Source organism: Bacillota bacterium (genome assembly GCA_012518215.1).
Classification (GTDB): Bacteria; Bacillota; Dethiobacteria; order DTU022; family PWGO01; genus JAAYSV01.
Genome location: JAAYSV010000049.1, coordinates 143,648 through 163,316, shown reverse-complemented (window position 1 = coordinate 163,316; position 19,669 = coordinate 143,648). Strand labels below are relative to the sequence as shown.

The following is a 19,669-nucleotide window of genomic DNA, read 5'->3' as shown; positions in this document are numbered from 1 at the left end:
ATTTCCATGTATTTTGTTACAATTTAATTTGTCGTTTTGCCCTGCTATAATCATTGTTGCAAGGAGGTATAAAGATGAACGCTTTGGGCCGTCATGTGTTAGCCGAGTTCTATGGATGTCCCACGGAACTGCTTGATGATCGGGAATTTATTGAGCAAGAGATGGTTTCAGCTGCCAAGGTTGCCGGCGCTGAAGTTCGTGAAGTGGCCTTTCACCAGTATCTGCCACAGGGATTGAGTGGCGTAGTGGTGATATCAGAATCACATTTGACGATTCATACCTGGCCCGAACTTGGTTATGCCGCTGTTGATGTTTTTACCTGCGGGCAGGCCGTGGATCCCTGGGTTTCCTGCGAGTACCTCAAACAGAAGCTAGAAGCTGAAAATATGATGGCCAGGGAGATAAAGCGCGGCATCTTTGATCGCAAGGTGGAACACAAATCCGTGGCCAATCTTTGATTGGTTGCCTGAACGGTCAGTTATGGCCGTTATATAACAATCATGAGGGGGTTATAACCATTGACCAGGCCGGAATGCGGTTGGCATATAGATTATGACAACCCATATCAGGCTTTCATGGTTGCCATAAAAAACGAGGTTTATTGCGGCAATACCGAATTTCAAAAGATTGAAATCGTGGATACCTTCAATTTTGGACGGTGCTTGATTCTTGATGGGAAGATACAATCCACGGAGATGGATGAGTATATCTATCACGAAGCATTGGTCCATCCGGCCATGATCCTGCATCCCGCGCCGCGCAGGGTTCTCATCATCGGGGGCGGGGAAGGTGCCGTGATCCGGGAAGTCCTGAAATATCCCATGGTGGAAAGGATCACCATGGTTGACCTGGACCGTGAAGTGGTTGACCTCTGCCGAAAACATCTTCCTTCATGGCACAAGGGTGCCTTTGATGAGGAAAAGGTGGAATTGTTACATATGGATGCCCGCCGCTATCTGGCAGAGACAGATCGCCAGTTTGATCTGATCATCAGCGATCTGACCGAGCCGGTGGATGACGGGCCTTCTTATCTTCTGTTTACCCGCGAATTTTACGGTATACTCGTACGGAAGCTTGCCCCGGGAGGGCTTCTTGCCATGCAGTCGGGTTCCTTCAGCCTTCAGTATATAGAGGCACACGCGGCGATCAGGAATACACTTCAAACCTGTTTTGAAATCGTTCGTTCCTACCAGGCTTATGTTCCCTCATTTGACAGCCCCTGGGGCTTCAATATTGCTTCCCGGAAAGATGATCCCCTGAAGATATCACCGGAGGAAGTTGACTCCGGGCTCGGTCGTCTCGGCATCACGGATCTGAAATTTTATGATGGGCGGACACACGTTCACATGTTTTCCATTCCCAGGGATATACGAAGGGCTCTGGCCGAGGATAGTACGATTATCGAAGATCAGAAGCCGCTTATCATTTATTGAAATCATGTCAATAATAGAATCCAACAATCATTGTTGCTGCAATATGTTGCCTCCTGGATCGGGGGGAGAAAGGGGTTGGAAAGATGGTGGAAACTTCTCTGGTGCTGGTCAAGCCCGATGGTGTTCAACGGGGGTTGATCGGCGAGGTGATCTCCAGGTTGGAAAGAAAAGGCCTCAAACTGGTAGGGTCAAAGATGTTATGGATGGACGAGGAACGGGCATCCCGTCACTACGAGGAACACCGGGAGAAAAAATTTTATGGTGAACTGGTTGCCTTTATTACATCGGGGCCGGTGCTGGCCATGGCCTGGGAGGGCAGAAATGCCATCGCCGAGATCAGGAAGATGCTGGGAGCCACCGATCCCCTCGAGGCGTTACCGGGCACCATCCGCGGTGATCTGGCGCTGTTCATGAGCAACAATATTGTTCATGCTTCAGACGGGGCAGAGAGTGCCAGGCGAGAATTGAAAATATTTTTTGACCCCGAAGAAATAGTAAATTACGAGCGTGATATTTCGAGATGGATTGGCTACAAGCAGTGATTGAAAATATGTAGAGAGATATTTTAGATATTTTTAAAGATATTCCAAAAAATTTTCCAGAACCTGTTGACAAATGTTAAAAGCAGTTTTATAATATAACTAAGTTAATTAGTAATATATTTTATCGATTTTATTGAAAGGAGTGTGATCATAATGTTAAGTTCCAAATGCCCGGGACAGGATATGAGGTACTGGTCTTATGATGACATCTCCACGGAGACCTGTCCACAGTGCGGAGAGAGCATAGAATTCTGGAAAACGGATGTGCGACTTCGTTGCAAGAAATGTGGAAAAATGGTCATCAACAGGAAGTTCGATCTGGGGTGTGCCGAATGGTGTGCCTACGCAAAGTACTGCATCGGGGATATTGCCAGGGGCAGCAGAACAGGACTTTCCGTCAAAAAGAAACTGGAAGAGATGGCTTTCCGTTTGTTGCAGAAAGAAGAACGGGAGCAGCTGGGCGAGAAAATCAGGGAATATGAGAAAGGCCCCCTGAAAGAGGGAGAGGCCGTGGAGAAGATTGCCGAAGCTGTTTTTGATGCGATAGGAAAGAGGCACGGTGAAGATAAGGTGACGGAGTTACTTGATGAGATGATGGAAAAAGGAGAGATGGCGCCCGAGATAGTGCAGAGAATCCGCAAATCAAGAAAGATGAAAGAAATGATGCGGGGTTGAATCCTGTAAATAATCTTCCAGCCCCCAACTGACGAAGCAGAAAACGATCATGACATCATGAAAATGGGGTGGGGAAACGGCCTTGAAACCGTTTTCCTCCCAAGCATGAAACGGTACTGTCTCTAGAAAATGTCGGTGGGGAGCTGGAACATAAAATCCGTTCTCCCGCCTGCCGAAACAGGAAAAAATTCTTCTCCATGAAAATGGGGGCGGGGGATCGGTTTTAAAAACCGGTTTTCCGCTTGCAAGCAAAAACGGTACGGCCTTCATGAAAATGTTGGTGGGGAGCCGGTCATAAAAACCGTTCTCTCACCTGCCGAAGCAAAAACGATCATGACATCATGAAAATGGGGGTGGGGGATCGGTTTTTTTAAAAAAATCAGAGAAGGTCCTTTATGGTCGTCTGCTCCAGTACATTCAGCAATGCCTGCTGTGATTCCAACCAGATTTTTCGGAGATCACAGCTTTTTATATTTTTACATTGGTTTTCCGGAGTTGTGCAACGGGTAATACTCAGCGGCCCGTCGATCAGTTCGGCAACTTCGCGCAGGTTGATCGTGGATGGATCTCTTTTCAGGAAGATTCCACCGCCGGCACCGCGGACACTTCCGGTCAATCCTGCCCTGTGGAGTTCGGCCAGAATCTGGGTAACAAGGTTTACCGGTATTTCCTGTCGTTCGGCGATACTTCTAGTCGTCATCGTTTTTCCCTCATCGAGCATGGCCAACTCCATCAGGGAGATGATGGCATATTCGGTTTTCTTGGTGATCACGGTCATTTTTTGTTACCCCATTGCTGCCAGCAGATTTTTCCTTAAAAATATATATAAATAAGTTGGTTATATTTATATGATAACACTTTCTCATATTTTTGTCTTCGTTAGGATGATATATTCTGAAATATGCTGCTTGAAGCCTAAACCATATTCTATACAGACGAAAGGTTATTGTATGCGGTGGGGCGGGCATTGCAGCCATTCTCTGGTCTTTTGTTTATCCCTTTGCCTCTCGGCGGGCTGTTTCCCGCCCGGAATGCATTAACATTTTTTCCTTCGTGATCTTTCATATGCATTCCCGGCTTGCCCCGATTTTGATCATGTCGTATTTGTTTTACAGCCAGGAGGATAATATTATATTATAATAAAGTAATTGGCGAATCCGATTGTAGCAGATGAAAGGGGCAGGCCGGTGATTATTAAAAGAGGTTTGGTCTTTATTTTACTTGGAGCGGCCCTGCTGGTCATGTTTTTGCTGCCGGCAAGTGAGGTTTCTGCTGACGGCAGGAACGTGGTCTATGTCATCCCGATTGAGGATATGATCACGGTCGGCACCGCCGGATTTCTGGAGCGCCATGTACTGAAGGCCGAGGAGGCCGGTGCGCAAGCTGTTATCGTGATGATGAATACCCCCGGGGGGCTGGTCGATGCGACCCTGGATATAAATAGAATATTCAGGGGTACGTATCTGCCGGTGGTCGTCTTCGTGGCCCCCTCGGGGGCAATAGCGGCTTCGGCGGGTGCATTCATCCTCATCAGTGCTGATGTGGCGGCCATGGCCCCGGGTACCACCGTCGGGGCGGCACAGCCCATCACTCTTTCCCCCGAAGGGGGCACCGCCCCTGCGGAGGAGAAGACAGAACGTTTCCTGGCCGGTCATATTCGCAGCATGGCCAAGGAAACCGGGCGCCCGGAGGAGATCGCGGAAAAATTCATTACCGAGAACCTGGTTCTGAATTACGAGGATGCCATGGAGCTGGGGGTGTCCGATATTACGGCGGCGAACCTGAATGAACTTCTGCTGGAACTCGATGGTTACGAGGTGGAGAAGGAGGGGGAGGCGCTGATCATGCAGACGGCCGGTGCCCGTCTTGTGGATGTGCGCATGAATATCGGCGAAAGGCTCCAGAACACATTGAGCAATCCGCAGGTAGCATTTCTTCTGCTGATGCTGGGCCTGGCCGGAATCTATCTGGGGTTGAATATGCCCGGCACCTTCGTCCCGGAGGTACTCGGTGGTATAATCCTGGTGATGGGTATTTACGGAATGGGGCTTTTCGATATCAGCACCACGGGAATAATATTGCTGGTAGTGGGGGTGGCCCTGATCATTGCAGAGATATTTACACCGGGTTTCGGGATTCTGGGTATAGGAGGCATCATCAGTTTGCTTTTCGGTTCGATATTGCTGCCCATCGAGCCATTGATGGCACCGGACTGGTACCACGCTTTTCGGGCCACGGTCATCGGTGTTGTCGTCGGTGTCGGCATCCTGCTGCTCATCGTTGTCCAGGCCGTGATCGGATCGTGGAGGCGGCGCAAAAAGGAACCCAGATTTTTTCACATGCCGGAGAAGGCTGTGGTCGTGGAGGAACTTTCACCCGGAGGGCTGGTCAGTTTCCAGGGCGAGATATGGAAGGCCAGGAATCTGGAAAAAGGGGTTGTGGAAGTTGGCAGGGAGGTTCAGGTTGTCAACCAGGAAGGGTTGTTGCTCCTGGTGAAAGCCATGGATGAAAATGAAGGAGGTATTTTCTGATGGAGACATTCTGGGTTGTTGTAGTAGCGATTCTGATTGCTTTTATTGCTTCTTCACTGAAGGTGGTGAAGGAGTACGAGAGGATGGTGGTTTTCCGCCTCGGCCATCTGATCGCGGCCAAAGGGCCGGGGGTAATCTTTATCATCCCCCTGCTGGACAAGGCGGTGCGCATTTCACTGCGGACCATCACTCTCGATGTTCCCACACAGGACGTGATAACCCGTGACAACGTTACTGTCAGCGTCAATGCGGTTGTCTACTATCGTGTGGTCGATCCGAACCGCGCGGTGGTCAACGTGGAGGATTACATGTTTGCCACCTCGCAGATGGCGCAGACCACGCTCAGGAGTGTTGCCGGCCAGGCGGAACTCGATGGCCTGCTGGCGGAGAGGGACAAATTGAACCAGCTGATTCAGAAGATCCTTGACGAAGCTACCGATCCCTGGGGGATCAAAGTCACATCGGTGGAGATCAAGGACGTGGTGATTCCCGAAGGCCTCCAGAAGGCTATCTCCAGGCAGGCGGCGGCAGAGAGAGAACGGCGCGCCATCGTTATCCAGGCCGAGGGCGAGAAACAGGCGGCAGAGAGGTTGGCCGAGGCAGCTGCCATCCTGGCACACCAGGACGGGGGGATGTTTGTGCGTCTCCTGCGGTCACTGCCGGAAATAGCGGCGCAGCAAGGGTCTCTGATTGCTTTCCCGCTGCCGATGGAATTCAAACATCTGCTGGGGCGGTTGACAGGGACCGCTGCGTCCGGGAAACCATCCGAAAATGATTAAGGAAAAGAAAGATTGAAGGGTAAAAAAGGAAAGTTGGCGAATATAAAATAATAGACTGATAGCGCAGCATGTCATTATCTGGGTTAAGGAGAGAGAGGGATGAAACCGACCAGTTTTCCTTACAATACTGCCTTTGTGGTCAATCCCTATGCGGGAAAAGGGCGGGGTGCCAAAACGTGGAAGAAGATCGGATCCTATCTTGAAAAAAACAGGATCGCACACGAGGTGTATTTTACCGGGGATGGCGGAGATGGACGGAAGATGGCCGAACGTGCCAGCCGGGATGGAGCCGAGTTGATCGTTGCGGTCGGCGGGGACGGGACACTTCAGGAAGTGGCCAACGGCATCGACCGGGAAAAGAATATCTTTGGTGTTATCGGGGCCGGGACAGCCAATGGGTTTCGCCGTTCCGTGGCCGTACCCCACAACCCCATGCAATCCCTGAAAGGCCTTTTTGAATGGCCGGTGCTGGAGATGGATCTGGGGATGGTCAACGACAAGATCTTCCTCAATTCGGTGGGGATGGGTTATGATGCTGCCGTATCAAAGACGGCCACCGATGACAATTACTGGCTGGAGGGCTATCCGGCCTATGTTTCCGCCTGCTTGCAGCACCTTTACATCAAGCCGCGTGTAGTTACGTTCCAGCTGGACAACGGTCAGATCATAACGCGGGAAACAATACTTATCGTGGTCGCCAACGGGAAGTTCTACGGCGGGCAGCTATGTATCGCTCCCCAGGCCATAGTCGATGACGGGTTCCTGGATTTTCAGCTGGTCGAGGATATCGATAAATTCAGGATGATCAGCATGGGGCTGCTGGCTTTCTTCAAGGCGCATACCGGCATCAAGGGATTTCACAAAACGAGGGTCAAGGAAGCCGTGATCAACTGCGACGATGACACCATGCTCGTCCAGGTCGATGGGGAGACCCGGGATAATATACAATTTCCCCTCAAATTCACCGTGCTGGAAAAGGCCCTGAAGATCATATCCCCCTTGAACCTGCATGTTGAAAAACAGTCGGAGGCGGAGAGACGCCAGAGACTGTCCCGGGAATTTTTTGGGGTGTAGTTTGATCTTGCAGCCGGGGGTTCTGCATCGCCGGGGTATTGTTCGTTCGAGGTATGCCCATTCGCATGGGCTTTGGTTTCCAAAGATTGCCGGCAACCGGGGTGGGCTGCTGCTTGCCTTTCACTTTGTTTATGGGTATAATGATAGGTAGCCGGTAACGTGGCAGGACGACAAAAAGTGATCTATTCTGCGAGCGTGGCGGAATCGGCAGACGCGCTAGGTTCAGGACCTAGTGGGCGCAAGCCCGTGGGGGTTCAAATCCCTTCGCTCGCACCATTGATAATACCTGAAGAGGCCGATTGTTTCTGATCGGCTTCTTTTTTTTTTGACATTGCCACGGCATGGGGACGGAATGACGGAGGAAACCCCTTGCACATAGTTCGCTGACATTATATGCACATGCCAACATATTTTTGGCGGGCATGCAACATGAAGACATGATTTCGGGCGAAAGCGGGAGTGTTTCAATCGCGGCCCGGTTCGCCAATCATCCTGTCCCTGTAATAATATTTTTTGTCCTTCTCGCCTATTTCGCGCATGACCTTGCAAGGGTTGCCGACGGCGATGACGTTGGCCGGGATATCTTTCGTAACGACGCTCCCCGCACCGATGACGGTGTTATCACCAATGGAAACACCCGGCATGATGATGGCGCCGGCCCCGATCCAGCAATTCCTGCCTATATGTATGGGCATGTTGAACTGGTACAGTTGCTCCCGCAACTCCGGCAGGAGCGGGTGTCCCGCCGTGGCAACGATGACATTTGGCCCGAACATGGTATAGTCACCGACATGGATATGCGTGTCGTCCACCAGGGTAAGGTTGAAATTGGCATAGATATGATGGCCGAAATGGACATGTTTTCCGCCCCAGTTGGCATGAAGCGGAGGTTCGATATAGCAGCTTTCCCCGATTTCGGCAAACAATTCTTTCAGCATTTTCTCCCTTTTTTTCAGTTCCGATGGCCTGGTCATGTTGAATTCGTACAATCGTTCGAGGCAGGCAAGCTGAACTTTCATCAGTCTGTCATCATCGGTGGGGTAGAGTTCCCCGCTGTGCAACCTTTCAAATATTTTCTCTTCGGTCATCCGGGTTCACCTGTATTCCTTTCTTGAAATCATTTTGGGGCCTTTGCCTGCGGACCTCGGAAATGAAACTTGTCTGATCAGGCTTGGCGGATCATACAGCACGGAAGGTCAATTATGGTAACAAGTAATGATTCTGTAAAGATATATCGATATCCTGCAAGGCAAGGATTTGAAAGTGGTTCAAGATGATAATGGGTGAGGGTGTGGGCGCAATACTGCCGCCGATTTCCGGGGTATCGATCGGGTGCAAAAAGGTTGCCAGAACTTTCCGGCTCGTATATCATGAATGGAGAATCCAATCATTACCAGAGGTGAATCATGTTGCGCATCTTGCATCTGGCTGACCTGCATCTGGGCTGGGCTCCATCTTATTTGGGCGGCGAAAAAAAGAAAGTCCGTCTGCGGGAACGCAATCAACTGCTAGCGAAAGCGGTTGATTTTGCACTTTCCCCCGGTAACGATATTCATGCCGTGTTCATCGTCGGTGATTTATTTGAGGATTACCGCCCCGATGAATCCCTCGTCCGCCAGGTTCTTGATAATCTGGGGCGCCTGACCACAGCGGGGCTCCGTGTCATTACCGTACCGGGGAATCACGATGAGATTACCTACCGGGATTCGGTTTACCGGCAGCATGGCGCCAATTGGCCGGGTGAGCTCGTGGTGAATCCCATGCCTGAACTGTCAGTTTCCGTCGAAGTGAACGGTACCGGGTTGCATGTTTATGCTCTGGCCTTTACGGGCGGGCTCACAATTGTTTCTTCCATCGAAAAGTTTCCCCGGAAAGACTTGCCCGGGCTTCATATCGGGGCTTTTCACGGTTCGCTGGATTGGGAAGGGGTCGCCGACAGAAGCCTTCCTCTCAAATCCGGGCTGCTGAAAGAGGCCGGTTACGACTATATTGCCCTAGGGCACATACACCGCTATACCGAGAAAACAGTGGGGAAGGGGATGGCGGTTTATCCGGGAGCGGCCGAGTTCAAGAGTTTCAACGACCCGGGAACCGGCGGCCTTGTCGTCGCCGAATACAGCGGGGGCCGTATAAAAATTGAGAAGGCAGAACTTGATATACGCCGGCATCAGATTCGCAATTTGGAACTTTCCGGTCTGGAGGGGGCGGACGATCTGCTTGAAACCTGCAAAAGTTTTGCCGATCCCGAAGCCATGGTGCAGTTGACATTCAAAGGTACGCCACCCTTCCATTTCGGGGAAGAACAGTTACTGGATGCACTGGAACCTTATTTCTTTTATATCGAAATAAAAAATGAGACCGAATATTTCTCGGATACCTTCCTCGAGAGTCTTGCACAGGAACCCACGGTGAGAGGGAATTTCGTGCGACGGCTCCGGAAGAAGCAGGCAACAGCGGAAAACGAGCAGGAGCGGAAACTGCTGGGACAGGCCATGCGCAAGGGACTGGCCGCGCTGCAGGGGGTGGATCAGGTATGACCGGAAAGCATGACCACAACGTAACGTTCAACCGTCTCGTTCTTGAAGGGTTTGGCTGCTATCCGGAGAGGACGGAGTTTGATTTCTCGCCGGGGATAAATTATTACGTGGCGGAAAATGAAACGGGCAAGACCACCATGGTAGCGGGCCTGATCACCACATTGTTTGGACTGAGCCACCGCAGCAGGAGTACCTCGCCTTTTACCCTTGAACGTTTACGCAACTGGGATAATCCCCGAAGATGCCTGGGCGAAGTGTATTTTTCCGTCGGGGAAGAAGATTATCTTGTCAAGAGGGATTTTGATACGCATCGTGTGGAACTCCGATCCCTGGGAGCTGATGGCGGAAAATTGCTCGTTGAAGGAGAACACAATCCGGAAGCCATAAAAAAATTGGAGGAGTATGAAAAAAAGTTGCTGGAACTGTTGGGTTTGAACAGCGTTGAACTTTTCGGGGATACTTTCTGTGTCGGGCAGCCGTTGCCGGAACCGGAGAACATCAGTTCCGAACTTCAGGGCCTGCTTGCCGGCGGGAAGGGGACTTCATTCAACCGAGCGTTGGAGAATCTTGTCGAAAACCTGAAATCGCTGACCAAATACACGGGACCCAACGAACGCGGGATCACGGCGAGAAATCAGAGCAAGGACAGGAAGCTGGAACTCCTTGCTGAAAGAATCGAGGATCTGGAACGGCAGATTGAAGACGGGCGGCAGAAGGCAGATTCCTTTCTGGCCGTGCGGGAGCAGTTGTCGAAAACACAGGAGGAGCTTCAGCAGACGGGAAAGGAACTTGAAGACAGGAAAAAAGCCAACGAGGCCTGGTCCGGTTGGAATTTCCGGGCCGAAAAATACCGCCATGCCACCCGGGAACGTGACAAGCTGCAGCGGGACAGTGAGGACGCGGAGAAACTTCAAGAAGAGATAACACGGTGGCAGCTGAAGTATGGGCGTGATTTTCCCGCATTTGTTGACGTTCCTCCGGAGACGGGCGACCGTCTCGTCGAGCTGGATAACAATGAAAGGCGGCTGCGCGAGGTGGAGGAGAAGATAAGAGAAATTGAAGAATCCCTGAATGAAGGGAGAAGATCACTGCAAGAACAGATGGAAGCATATGGTAATTTTGCGGCCCGTGAACTGCTGGGCACCGATCCGGTGGAGAAACTGAAACATCTGAAAAGCCTCGCCGAAAATTGCCGGCAACAGTGGGATGATTTCAAAGCGGTGCTTGGAAAAATCAATGACATCGACCGACAGCTTGGGGACGAATTTGCACCCTTTGAAGAAGCGTCACGGGATGAACTGGAGATGGTCCGGGCATACAATCAACAATACACGCGGCTGAAGGATACGGCAGAAAAGACACAGCGGGAGCTTGCCACGGTAGATGATTACCTGGAAGCCAGGTCGGGGTACGAGGAACAATATGCCGATTTGAAGGGGCTTCCGGAAGACGCTGCCGCCCTCGTGGAGGGAAAGCTGGGGACACTGAAAAGAAAACGAGAACTGGAAACCGGGGCGGGGGGGGAGGTGGCAGCACCGCCATCCCTGCTTCCCGGGTTGTGCGGGGCATTGGTCCTTGCAGCCGCGGCTGGCGTGATCGTCGGAATGGGCAACATCTTTCTTATGGCCGTGGCGGCGATCATCGCCGGGGGGGTCGGTTACTGGTTGGGTGGCCTCGTTTATCGCCGGATAGCCGGCTGGCGCAGGAAAGGCAAGGGTATCCATGCTGCGGGGGAAATGCAGATGCTCATGGCCGAACTGGCCGACTATGACCGCAAGCTTGGGCCGTATGCTGCATGGGGGGATGCGGAACTGGGAAGGCTTGCCGAGCGCCTGCAGCGCAGCGAATATGAACGGCAACGCCTGGCGGCGCTGGCCGGGGAATTGCCATCGGAAGATGAAATGGATGGATTGCGGAAAAAAGCTGAAAAAGCGGCGGAGGAAATGAGAGACTATGAGCATAAAATGGCTGTATTTGCGGCCAATCCGGAAGATATCCCCGTAGCTTATGCCCGATGGCAGAATCTACTTGATCAGAAACAAACCTTGTTGGAAAAATCATATCTTTTTGCAGAACAGAAACTTGGATGCAGCCCGGAAGAAGCGGAGGCTGCCGATCTACGGTCAGATGAAGTTTCCGGGGAATGGAAGGAAACAGCACGTTTTCTGGGTATGAAGTTTGGTGATACAGCGGTACAGAAGGCTGCCAACATGACCGGACGGTTGCAGGACCTTGCCGATACCTGGTGGGCGGAGCAGGCTGAAGAGGCGGCGGAGCTGTCCCGACTGATGGCAGAGATTGAAGAGAAAAAGAACATGGTTGAAGGGCAAGGGGAAAGGCTGGAGGAGGAGAAAAACAACCTGGCGGTTTTGCAAGAAAAAAAAGCGGATTTGCTTGAATTGTTGCCGGGAATTCTGGAGGCTTACGAAGGCGACACCGCCGTGGCCCTGTCACGCTGGAAGGAGTGGCAACAGCTTTCACGTGAGAAAAGTGATGCCGATATCAAACTGAAAACAATTCTGGACAGAAATGATGCAGAGGGGGTTTCGGATCTACAGGGCGTTTACAATCGGGCTCAGGATCAAGCCATTGCATTGTTGAGGGATTGGCAGAGCTTCATTGAACAGAACCCGGGCCTGCCGGGGACCGATCGGGTCGATGATCTTAAATATGTGACCGATGCCCGGGAGAAACTGGAGGCGGAGATCGCCAAGTTAGGGGAAAAGAAAAGCGGGCTGGAGGAAAAGCGCAACGACCTTTTCAGGCAGCAGGCCTCACTTGAAGGAGAAAAGCCCCTCAATATTGCCGCCGCGGAACTTGAACTCGGGGAAATGACAATGGAAAAAGAAAAGATGGAAATGAACGCCGATGCGCTGACGCTTGCTTACAAGGAATTGAAAGGGGCGATAGATGATTATCGTTCCACTCACAAGGAGCGTCTCGAGAATCAGGCTTCGGAATATTGCTTCGATATTACGGGAAGGGCCAACAGAAAGATCAGTATGGATGAGGGCTTCAACATCGGTGTTCTCGAGGATGGCCGTGAATGCAGTGTGGCACAGTTGAGCAAGGGGGCCCGGGATCAGCTTTATCTGTCGTTGCGCTTCGCACTGGCGGATCTTCTGGCCGAGAATATAAGGTTGCCCCTCATCCTTGATGACCCTTTTACTGGCACCGATGCCGGGCGTCTGCAAAAAATCCGCGAAATATTGCATCGCCAGAAGGATAAACGCCAGTTTATCATTCTTTCACATGCCGAAACCTTCAAACGATGGGGCACCCCCATCAAGATAAACAGGGGACCTTTCTCCTGACTTTCGTTTTCGGTTGAACCGGAGCTATTGCAGGGTGAATAATGGGACGATGGCAGGAATGTACCCCCGGCACCAATTTTAAAAAACAGTTGTAGGACTCGGATACCATCCACATCGGTAAAGATTCCCGGATATGTTGAGGATCATACCGGGGGTTTTGTTTCCGGGCCTTTTTCCCCACGGCCCGTGCGTGGCTGATTGCCAGATCCGCATGTAAAAGCCCCAACCGCAGCATTCCCACGGCCAAATGACAGGTTTGGAAATCAGGATGCGGGGGCAGTAATATTTATTTTCCATTCAAAGCAGTTGTTATGCCAGTATGAGCGGAAACAAATGCCTTCCCATCCATGATTGTTTGTTTTCACACAGTCTACGAGCTGCCATATAATGAATTGAAATTAAATAAAAGGAAGGTGTGGAAGATGAAAAAAGAAGATGACAAGGGGAAAGTTGGGGTCAAGGGTATTCCGCCGCCACCTGCCACATGTTCGGGGCAATTGTACACGGTCATCAAGGGGGATACGCTCTACCTGCTTTCGAACCGCTTTGGTGTCCCTCTGGCCGATCTTATCGATGCCAATCCCCAGATTCACAACCCGAATGTGCTCTACCCTGGCCAGGTAATCTGCATTCCGGGCAAACAGCAGATCTATTCTACCGGCCCTTTGTATTGGTATTCTACGGCGCAGAAATTTGTCAATGTGTTTGTTGAAAACAATTCGGGGAAGGCCATCAACTACGAGATCAAGTTCTACAACAAGGATAAATGCCCAAAAATAGTTTACAAGGATTTTTGTGGCAGCGTGTCTCCGGGGTGTACAGTTATGAAACAGGTAAATCTTTCTCAGGTGACACTCAAGATCTACGAGGTCACGATAGAAGTGCCCAAAAATGCCAAGATAATGGCATCAGTTTACGGGCTCACTTCTTCCAATGAAGCACTGCCTGCCAACACATTGCGGCATTCAGAACTGGTCATTCTTTACAGGTAGGAGGAATTCAGCTTTCTGTACCGGGGGAGAGAGGGCGCCACATGGAAATCAGGTCACGTCATTTACCGTTTTCCCGGCCAGAAACTGTTTTACATTATTCATGGCGATGTCCATCAAGCGCTCTCTGGATTCCTTCGGTGCCCACGAAATATGCGGGGTGATGATACAGTTTTTTGCCGATAGCAGGGGATTGTCATTTCCGGGTGGCTCCCGGGAGAGGACATCAAGCGCAGCCCCGGCAACTTTTTTGCTGTCAAGCGCAGTTGCCAGATCTTCCTCGTTGATCAGGGGGCCCCGCGCGGTGTTGATGATCATCACGCCGTCTTTCATCATGGCGATGGTCTTTCTGTTGATCATGCCTTCAGTACTGTCTTGCAGGGGGCAGTGCAGGGAGATAATGTCCGCATCGGCGAACAGCTGTCCAAGCTTCACATATTTCAAGCTTCCGCTCTCCGGTATTTTTTCCGGATGGGGGTCATGGACCAGGACGTTCATGCCCATGGCCCGGGCGATCTTGCCCACCGCCTGCCCGATGCGGCCGAATCCGATGATGCCCAGGTTTTTCCCTGCCAGCTCGATGAGTGGATAATTCCAGAAGCAGAAATCGGCAGAATCTGTCCAGGCTCCTTTTTTTACCGCTTCACTATGTGCCCCGACATGATGGCACATCTCCAGGAGCAGTGCGAAGGTCATCTGCGCCACGGCGGCCGTTCCGTAAGCGGGTATATTGGTCACCGTGATCCCTTTTTCTCTGGCGGCGGCAATATCTACCACGTTGTAGCCGGTCGCCAGCACGCCTACATACCTGATATGGGGTGCCCGATCAAATATTTCCCCGGTCAGTACGGTTTTGTTGGTCAGGATGATCCCGGCATCATCTATTCTTTTCAGGACAAGGTCCTCTGGAGTGCGGTCATACACGGTTATTTCACCGAACTGTTTCCATTCATCCCAGGATAGATCACCGGGGTTCAAGGTATAACCGTCAAGCACCACTATCTTGTTCAAGATTTTACACCTCGTTCCATTGCAAGGGAGGTGGCTCCCCGTCATGGACTTTTTATGATCGATCAATCTTGAAGAATTATCTCATATGATATATCGACAAGAATAGAGTAATACATTTTTCAAATATAGCATCTCCATGAGCCCTCCTGTTATTTTACAATCATATTCCGTGGAATTCCAATGAAATGTCCAACTTTTGCGGAAGAACGGGGAAAAAAATGGCCCGGAGAGAAAATGAGCAGTTTTACTTGACGGTTCTTTCCGGGCAAGAGCTATGTTATGAGGTTAGAAATAGACCCTGGATGCCGCGCCGTTACTGCGGCAAGTGGTCAAGATTGGCTGTGAAATGGGCCTCTCTCCTTTCGGGGCCCGGTAACAGGAACGAACAAGTTCCCGGTATCCCCATGTAACACGATAATCAGAAAAGTAACACTATTGTCAGTATAAACCTGGTTTTATGAAATGTAAAGCTTTATTTCAAGTATTCTCAAAAATATTTTTTTATGCGTTATAATGGTGGAGAATGGCGATGCAGAACGCAGGATGAGTTATCTTGCTATCCGCAAGAACTGAAAGAGAACGCCGGTAGTGAAAATGGAGTGTTGAAATTGTCCGCGCAAACTGTCAGTATCTTCCCCTGCCGCAGTTACGAGCAAGAAACGGTTGAACGGGCCGTGCGCAAGGTTCTTGAAGATTGCGGAGGCCTGGGGGCGGCCCTTGCCAGGGACGCACGAGTTCTGATCAAGCCCAATATGCTTGCTCCGGAACCGGCGGAAAGGGTTGTAACCACGCACCCCGCGGTGGTCAGAGCGGTGGTGAAGGCGGTGCAGGAAGTGGGCGGGACCGCCTTCGTGGGCGACAGCCCCATGGAGGGGCCTCTCATGAGGGTGGCCGAGATCAGTGGTATCATGGATGTGGTCAGGGAGACGGGTGCCTCCCTGCTGGAATTGGAAGAGAATATCGAGGTGGAAGTTCCAGGCGCCCGGCTTTGCAGGTTCATCAAGTTGTCGGCTGCGGCAATGGAGATGGATATGGTCATCAACGTGGCCAAACTGAAAACCCACACCCTGACCGGTTTAACTGCCGCCGTGAAGAATTGCTATGGTTTTATAGGCGGAAGGCAGAAGAAGCTTTATCATCTGCGCTATCCCATGGTAGATGATTTTGCAAATTTTCTACTCGATCTTTACCTGGCCACGCGGCCGGCCATATCGATTGTCGATGCGGTGGTGGCCATGGAGGGGCTGGGCCCTCGCCACGGGCGGCCCGAACCGGTCGGGGCGATACTTGCCTCGACGGATGCCGTTGCCCTGGATGCCGTGAGTGCGCAACTGGTGGGTTTTGTTCCTGCTGAAGTATCCACGCTGGATGCGGCTATCAGACGACAGATGATCGGGGGCAATTTGGCTGATATCAATGTCCTGGGGCCTTTCGAGGAGTTGCGGCACCTCGATTTTGACAGGGGGGCCGCGGGGAAGGGCTGGTCTTTTCTGTTGCGTTATGCTCCGGCCTGGATCAGGAATATACAGGAGGGAAGGAGACCGTGGCCCTGCATAAATGAGAAGTGTACCGGTTGTGGCCGCTGCCTGGAGTACTGCCCCGTGGAGGCCATGTTCATGAGTGAGGTGGAAAACGGCAAGAAACGAAGGAGGGCGTCGATCATGTACGATGCCTGCCTGCGCTGTTATTGTTGTCTGGAGATATGCCCGGAAGGGGCGGTCAGTTTGAAAAGGAGAAAAACGCCATCTTCCGGAATCGACAGGATCTGACTCTTTGCGTTGCAAGAACTTGTCTGAAAACTGGCGGTACGCTATACTACTGTCTATATGTATCACAAAGAAAATTTGTCGCAGCAGCAAGGGGTTCAGGGTGTATCAACCGGAACAATTCATCTGGCTGTAGCTGCGCGTGAATCAGTTTCAAAGGAGAGGGGATCGAACCATGGCCGCGTTGAAGAACAAGGTCGAATTGTATGACACCACTTTGCGGGACGGGACACAGAGAGAAGGAATCTCCCTGTCTGTGAATGACAAGCTGAAGATTGCCAGAAAACTGGACGAGCTGGGGTTGGACTATATCGAAGGGGGATGGCCGGGTTCCAATCCCAAGGATATGGAGTTTTTCAGGCGTATCAAGGAAGTCAAGTTGCAACATGCCCGTATATGTGCTTTCGGTTCTACCAGGAGGCCGGGGATAGCCGTGGATGCGGATAAAAATGTACAGGCCTTGATCGAGTCGGGGACCGAGGTGGTGACGATATTCGGGAAGTGTTGGGACTTTCACGTCACCGATGTCCTGAAGGCCAGCCTTGAAGAAAATACAGCCATGATCTCCGATACCATACGTTACCTGAAGGATCATGGCAAACATGTGATCTTTGATGCCGAACATTTTTTTGATGGTTACAAGAACAACGCCGGATATGCTCTGGAAACGATCAAGGCAGCCGGGGACGGCGGTGCCGATGTTATTGTTCTTTGCGACACCAACGGGGGAGTAATGCCCTGGGAAGTCAAGAGCATCCTCAGGGAAGTAAAGAAGGCGACCCCGGTAACGATCGGTATCCATGCGCATGATGACGGTGGCATGGCTGTTGCCAATAGCGTCATAGCCGTACGTGAGGGAGTCAGACATGTACATGGTACAATAAACGGTTACGGCGAGAGATGCGGCAACGCCAACCTGTGCACCATAATACCAACCTTGCAATTCAAACTCAAGCTGCCCGTCCTTTCCAAGAGCAGGTTGAAGAAGCTCACGGATTATTCCCATTACATTGCCGAGCTCTGCAATATCGTGCCGGCGGAGCAGCAACCTTATGTGGGAAGGAATGCTTTCACACACAAGGCAGGAGTCCATGTGGATGCCGTGAATATTACCCCGGACACATATGAACACGTAAAACCTGAATCCATAGGAAACCGCAGGCGAATTCTTGTTTCGGAACTTTCCGGAAAGGGCAATATACTCTACAAGGTTAGACAAAATAATATCAAGCTTCTGAAGGAAAATCCGGAAACAAAGAGGATCGTGGAGACTTTGAAAAAGATGGAGTACGAGGGATACCAGTTTGAAATCGCGGAAGGTTCTTTCGAACTCATGGTCTGGAAGGTGATGAACGCCTATCGGAGTCTTTTCCGGCTGGAGGGGTTCCGGGTAATCGTGGAAAAACACGGCGATGGCGAATCGCAATGTGAGGCGACCATCAAGGTGGTCGTGGGTGACCGGGAAATTCATACGGCAGCCGATGGCAATGGCCCGGTAAACGCCCTGGACAATGCATTGCGCAAGGCACTGGAAGAAGTTTACCCCTCGCTCAAAAAAATGAAGTTGGTTGACTACAAGGTGCGTGTCCTGGAGGAGCAGGATGGAACCGGTGCCAAGGTGAGGGTTCTTCTTGAATCGAAGGATGATGAAAAAACATGGAGCACTGTCGGAGTTTCAACCAATATCATCGAGGCCAGCTGGACAGCCCTTGTTGATAGCCTGGAGTACGGATTGCTTCACAAGAAGATGCCTTCAATACTGGAAGATCGCAAGCTGTTGACCCTGCTCAAAAAGGATTGATCCTGTTCAACTGTTTACCCCGGTTTTGTCCCGAACCGGATGTCGGCGGAAGTTTTGCCGGATGGCAACACGAAATGAATTTCTTGTATTGAACTGGCAATGTTTCCGGGAAAGAAAGGGGCCGATCAAAAAAGTGTACCATAGAGCAACGGGAATCGGAAGTATGCCACACCTTTCTGCAGACGGGGCCATAAAGATCATCAGGAAGAATCTGCACCATATACCGCACTGGCCTCAATTGCCGCGAAGGGACCCCGCCGAGGGGCTGATATTGCAGTATCTGACCCCGCTCATGGACGCGGGGTTGGTCTCATTGAAGCCCGGGCTGACCCGGACTCCTTTTTTCGAGGAAGACAACCACCGCTGGGATGAGCGTGTCCTGCGCTATTACGAGATGCTGGTCGGGATCGGGGAAGAACAATTGCTCGGCGAAGAAAGTCCCTTTGCTTTTGCAAGGGGGGCGGCGGAAGGTTTCTTTCGTTTTCTGAACGAGGACTGGGATCTGCCCCGGACGGGAATGGTCAAGGGGCAGTTGAGCAGTCCGGTCACGGTGGGTTTGCAGGTTACGGATCAGGGAGGCAGCCCGGCTTTTTACAATGATCAGCTGCGGGAGCTGCTGGTCAAAACCCTGACTTTTCATGCTCGCTGGCAAGTCAAGCAGCTGAGCCGTTTCAGCCGGCCGGTGCTTCTGTTTATCGATGATCCGGGGGTTTACGGTTACGGCACTTCCGGTTATGTTGCCCTGGGAAGGGAAGATATACAGGGCAGCTTGAGAGAGGTTATCAATGGTATCAAGGGGGACGGGGGGGTGGCAGGCATCCACTGCTGCGCCGGGGCAGATTGGTCCTTGATGCTGGAATTGCCTTTTGATCTGATCAGCTTTGATGCCTACGATTATTTTCCATCACTTCTCGTCTATGCGGGGGAACTATCCGCATACCTGGATCGTGGAGGCGGGCTGGCCTGGGGAATCGTTCCGACTTCTGAAAAGATTGATGGCGAGGATGCCGATTCCCTGTACACGAATCTGCAAAATAAAATTGAAATACTTGTTTCCCATGGGGTGGATAGGGAAAAACTGCAAAAACAATTGTTGCTGACCCCTTCCTGCGGTGCGGGCACCCTTTCGGAAGAACAGGCGGAAAGGGTCTACCGGGTGTTGGCCCAGCTGGAAAAAATGGTGATGGATGATCCATCATCTTTGGGGAATTCATAAT

The 19,669-nt window shown here is 51.4% G+C and carries 16 protein-coding genes and 1 tRNA gene; 14 read left to right on the top strand and 3 right to left on the bottom strand.

Annotated elements, in window-relative coordinates:
• The first annotated feature begins 74 nt into the window (after positions 1-74).
• The 4 genes from GX364_08400 to GX364_08385 all read left to right on the top strand — a co-directional run bounded on the left by GX364_08400 (position 75) and on the right by GX364_08385 (position 2,650).
• Complete coding sequence (locus GX364_08400; protein ID NLI70866.1) at positions 75-458, top strand: S-adenosylmethionine decarboxylase proenzyme; 384 nt, start codon at positions 75-77, stop codon at positions 456-458.
• A gap of 117 nt (positions 459-575) precedes the next feature.
• Positions 576-1,433, top strand: a complete 858-nt coding sequence (gene speE / locus GX364_08395) for a polyamine aminopropyltransferase (GenBank protein ID NLI70865.1) — start codon at positions 576-578, stop codon at positions 1,431-1,433.
• 83 nt (positions 1,434-1,516) lie between these two features.
• Positions 1,517-1,975, top strand: coding sequence for a nucleoside-diphosphate kinase (gene ndk / locus GX364_08390; protein NLI70864.1), 459 nt, complete (start codon positions 1,517-1,519; stop codon positions 1,973-1,975).
• A 153-nt stretch (positions 1,976-2,128) separates the two neighbouring features.
• Entirely contained in the window at positions 2,129-2,650 is a 522-nt protein-coding gene (locus GX364_08385; protein NLI70863.1) for a hypothetical protein, read from the top strand.
• Positions 2,651-3,029: 379 nt separating this feature from the next.
• Here GX364_08385 and GX364_08380 read toward each other — a convergent pair whose 3' ends face one another.
• Positions 3,030-3,428 carry an Rrf2 family transcriptional regulator gene (locus GX364_08380; GenBank protein NLI70862.1) on the bottom strand — a complete coding sequence of 133 codons (399 nt, stop codon included), beginning with the start codon at positions 3,426-3,428 and terminating at the stop codon, positions 3,030-3,032.
• Between the two features lie 409 nt (positions 3,429-3,837).
• Between GX364_08380 and GX364_08375 the strand changes: the two genes are divergently transcribed.
• From GX364_08375 to GX364_08360, 4 genes are all read left to right on the top strand, one after another.
• Positions 3,838-5,181 carry a nodulation protein NfeD gene (locus GX364_08375; GenBank protein ID NLI70861.1) on the top strand — a complete coding sequence of 448 codons (1,344 nt, stop codon included), beginning with the start codon at positions 3,838-3,840 and terminating at the stop codon, positions 5,179-5,181.
• Positions 5,181-5,960, top strand: coding sequence for a slipin family protein (locus GX364_08370; protein NLI70860.1), 780 nt, complete (start codon positions 5,181-5,183; stop codon positions 5,958-5,960). The genes GX364_08375 and GX364_08370 overlap by 1 nt, the downstream gene beginning before the upstream one ends.
• A 99-nt stretch (positions 5,961-6,059) precedes the next feature.
• Positions 6,060-7,034 carry a diacylglycerol kinase family lipid kinase gene (locus GX364_08365; protein ID NLI70859.1) on the top strand — a complete coding sequence of 325 codons (975 nt, stop codon included), beginning with the start codon at positions 6,060-6,062 and terminating at the stop codon, positions 7,032-7,034.
• A 189-nt stretch (positions 7,035-7,223) separates the two neighbouring features.
• Positions 7,224-7,310: transfer RNA gene (locus GX364_08360), tRNA-Leu, on the top strand.
• Positions 7,311-7,498: 188 nt separating this feature from the next.
• Here the strand turns inward: GX364_08360 and GX364_08355 are convergent.
• A complete protein-coding gene (locus GX364_08355; protein ID NLI70858.1) occupies positions 7,499-8,122 on the bottom strand; it encodes a sugar O-acetyltransferase in 624 nt (207 codons plus the stop codon).
• 318 nt (positions 8,123-8,440) lie between these two features.
• On the opposite strand from GX364_08355, the gene GX364_08350 reads away from it, so the two are divergent.
• From GX364_08350 to GX364_08340, 3 genes are all read left to right on the top strand, one after another.
• Complete coding sequence (locus tag GX364_08350; GenBank protein ID NLI70857.1) at positions 8,441-9,571, top strand: DNA repair exonuclease; 1,131 nt, start codon at positions 8,441-8,443, stop codon at positions 9,569-9,571.
• Positions 9,568-12,885 carry an AAA family ATPase gene (locus tag GX364_08345; GenBank protein NLI70856.1) on the top strand — a complete coding sequence of 1,106 codons (3,318 nt, stop codon included), beginning with the start codon at positions 9,568-9,570 and terminating at the stop codon, positions 12,883-12,885. Before GX364_08350 ends, GX364_08345 begins: the two co-directional genes overlap by 4 nt.
• 347 nt (positions 12,886-13,232) lie before the next feature.
• On the top strand, positions 13,233-13,877 hold the full coding sequence (locus GX364_08340; GenBank protein ID NLI70855.1) for a LysM peptidoglycan-binding domain-containing protein: 645 nt from the start codon (positions 13,233-13,235) through the stop codon (positions 13,875-13,877).
• 48 nt (positions 13,878-13,925) lie between these two features.
• Here GX364_08340 and GX364_08335 read toward each other — a convergent pair whose 3' ends face one another.
• Positions 13,926-14,930, bottom strand: coding sequence for a D-2-hydroxyacid dehydrogenase (locus GX364_08335; GenBank protein ID NLI70854.1), 1,005 nt, complete (start codon positions 14,928-14,930; stop codon positions 13,926-13,928).
• Between the two features lie 458 nt (positions 14,931-15,388).
• Between GX364_08335 and GX364_08330 the strand changes: the two genes are divergently transcribed.
• From GX364_08330 to GX364_08320, 3 genes are all read left to right on the top strand, one after another.
• Positions 15,389-16,654: a DUF362 domain-containing protein gene (locus GX364_08330; protein NLI70853.1), complete on the top strand. Its 1,266-nt coding sequence runs from the start codon at positions 15,389-15,391 to the stop codon at positions 16,652-16,654.
• Between the two features lie 172 nt (positions 16,655-16,826).
• Positions 16,827-18,452, top strand: coding sequence for a citramalate synthase (locus GX364_08325; GenBank protein NLI70852.1), 1,626 nt, complete (start codon positions 16,827-16,829; stop codon positions 18,450-18,452).
• A 61-nt stretch (positions 18,453-18,513) separates the two neighbouring features.
• Positions 18,514-19,668, top strand: a complete 1,155-nt coding sequence (locus GX364_08320; protein ID NLI70851.1) for a hypothetical protein — start codon at positions 18,514-18,516, stop codon at positions 19,666-19,668.
• Position 19,669: the final 1 nt, after the last annotated feature.

Coding starts and splice junctions, on each gene's coding strand:
- GX364_08400 (NLI70866.1), top strand. CDS start 75: ATGAACGCTTTGGGCCGTCATGTGTTAGCCGAGTTCTATGGATGTCCC.
- speE (NLI70865.1), top strand. CDS start 576: ATGGTTGCCATAAAAAACGAGGTTTATTGCGGCAATACCGAATTTCAA.
- ndk (NLI70864.1), top strand. CDS start 1,517: ATGGTGGAAACTTCTCTGGTGCTGGTCAAGCCCGATGGTGTTCAACGG.
- GX364_08385 (NLI70863.1), top strand. CDS start 2,129: ATGTTAAGTTCCAAATGCCCGGGACAGGATATGAGGTACTGGTCTTAT.
- GX364_08380 (NLI70862.1), bottom strand. CDS start 3,428: ATGACCGTGATCACCAAGAAAACCGAATATGCCATCATCTCCCTGATG.
- GX364_08370 (NLI70860.1), top strand. CDS start 5,181: ATGGAGACATTCTGGGTTGTTGTAGTAGCGATTCTGATTGCTTTTATT.
- GX364_08365 (NLI70859.1), top strand. CDS start 6,060: ATGAAACCGACCAGTTTTCCTTACAATACTGCCTTTGTGGTCAATCCC.
- GX364_08355 (NLI70858.1), bottom strand. CDS start 8,122: ATGACCGAAGAGAAAATATTTGAAAGGTTGCACAGCGGGGAACTCTAC.
- GX364_08350 (NLI70857.1), top strand. CDS start 8,441: ATGTTGCGCATCTTGCATCTGGCTGACCTGCATCTGGGCTGGGCTCCA.
- GX364_08345 (NLI70856.1), top strand. CDS start 9,568: ATGACCGGAAAGCATGACCACAACGTAACGTTCAACCGTCTCGTTCTT.
- GX364_08340 (NLI70855.1), top strand. CDS start 13,233: ATGATTGTTTGTTTTCACACAGTCTACGAGCTGCCATATAATGAATTG.
- GX364_08335 (NLI70854.1), bottom strand. CDS start 14,930: ATGACGGGGAGCCACCTCCCTTGCAATGGAACGAGGTGTAAAATCTTG.
- GX364_08330 (NLI70853.1), top strand. CDS start 15,389: ATGCGTTATAATGGTGGAGAATGGCGATGCAGAACGCAGGATGAGTTA.
- GX364_08325 (NLI70852.1), top strand. CDS start 16,827: ATGGCCGCGTTGAAGAACAAGGTCGAATTGTATGACACCACTTTGCGG.
- GX364_08320 (NLI70851.1), top strand. CDS start 18,514: ATGGCAACACGAAATGAATTTCTTGTATTGAACTGGCAATGTTTCCGG.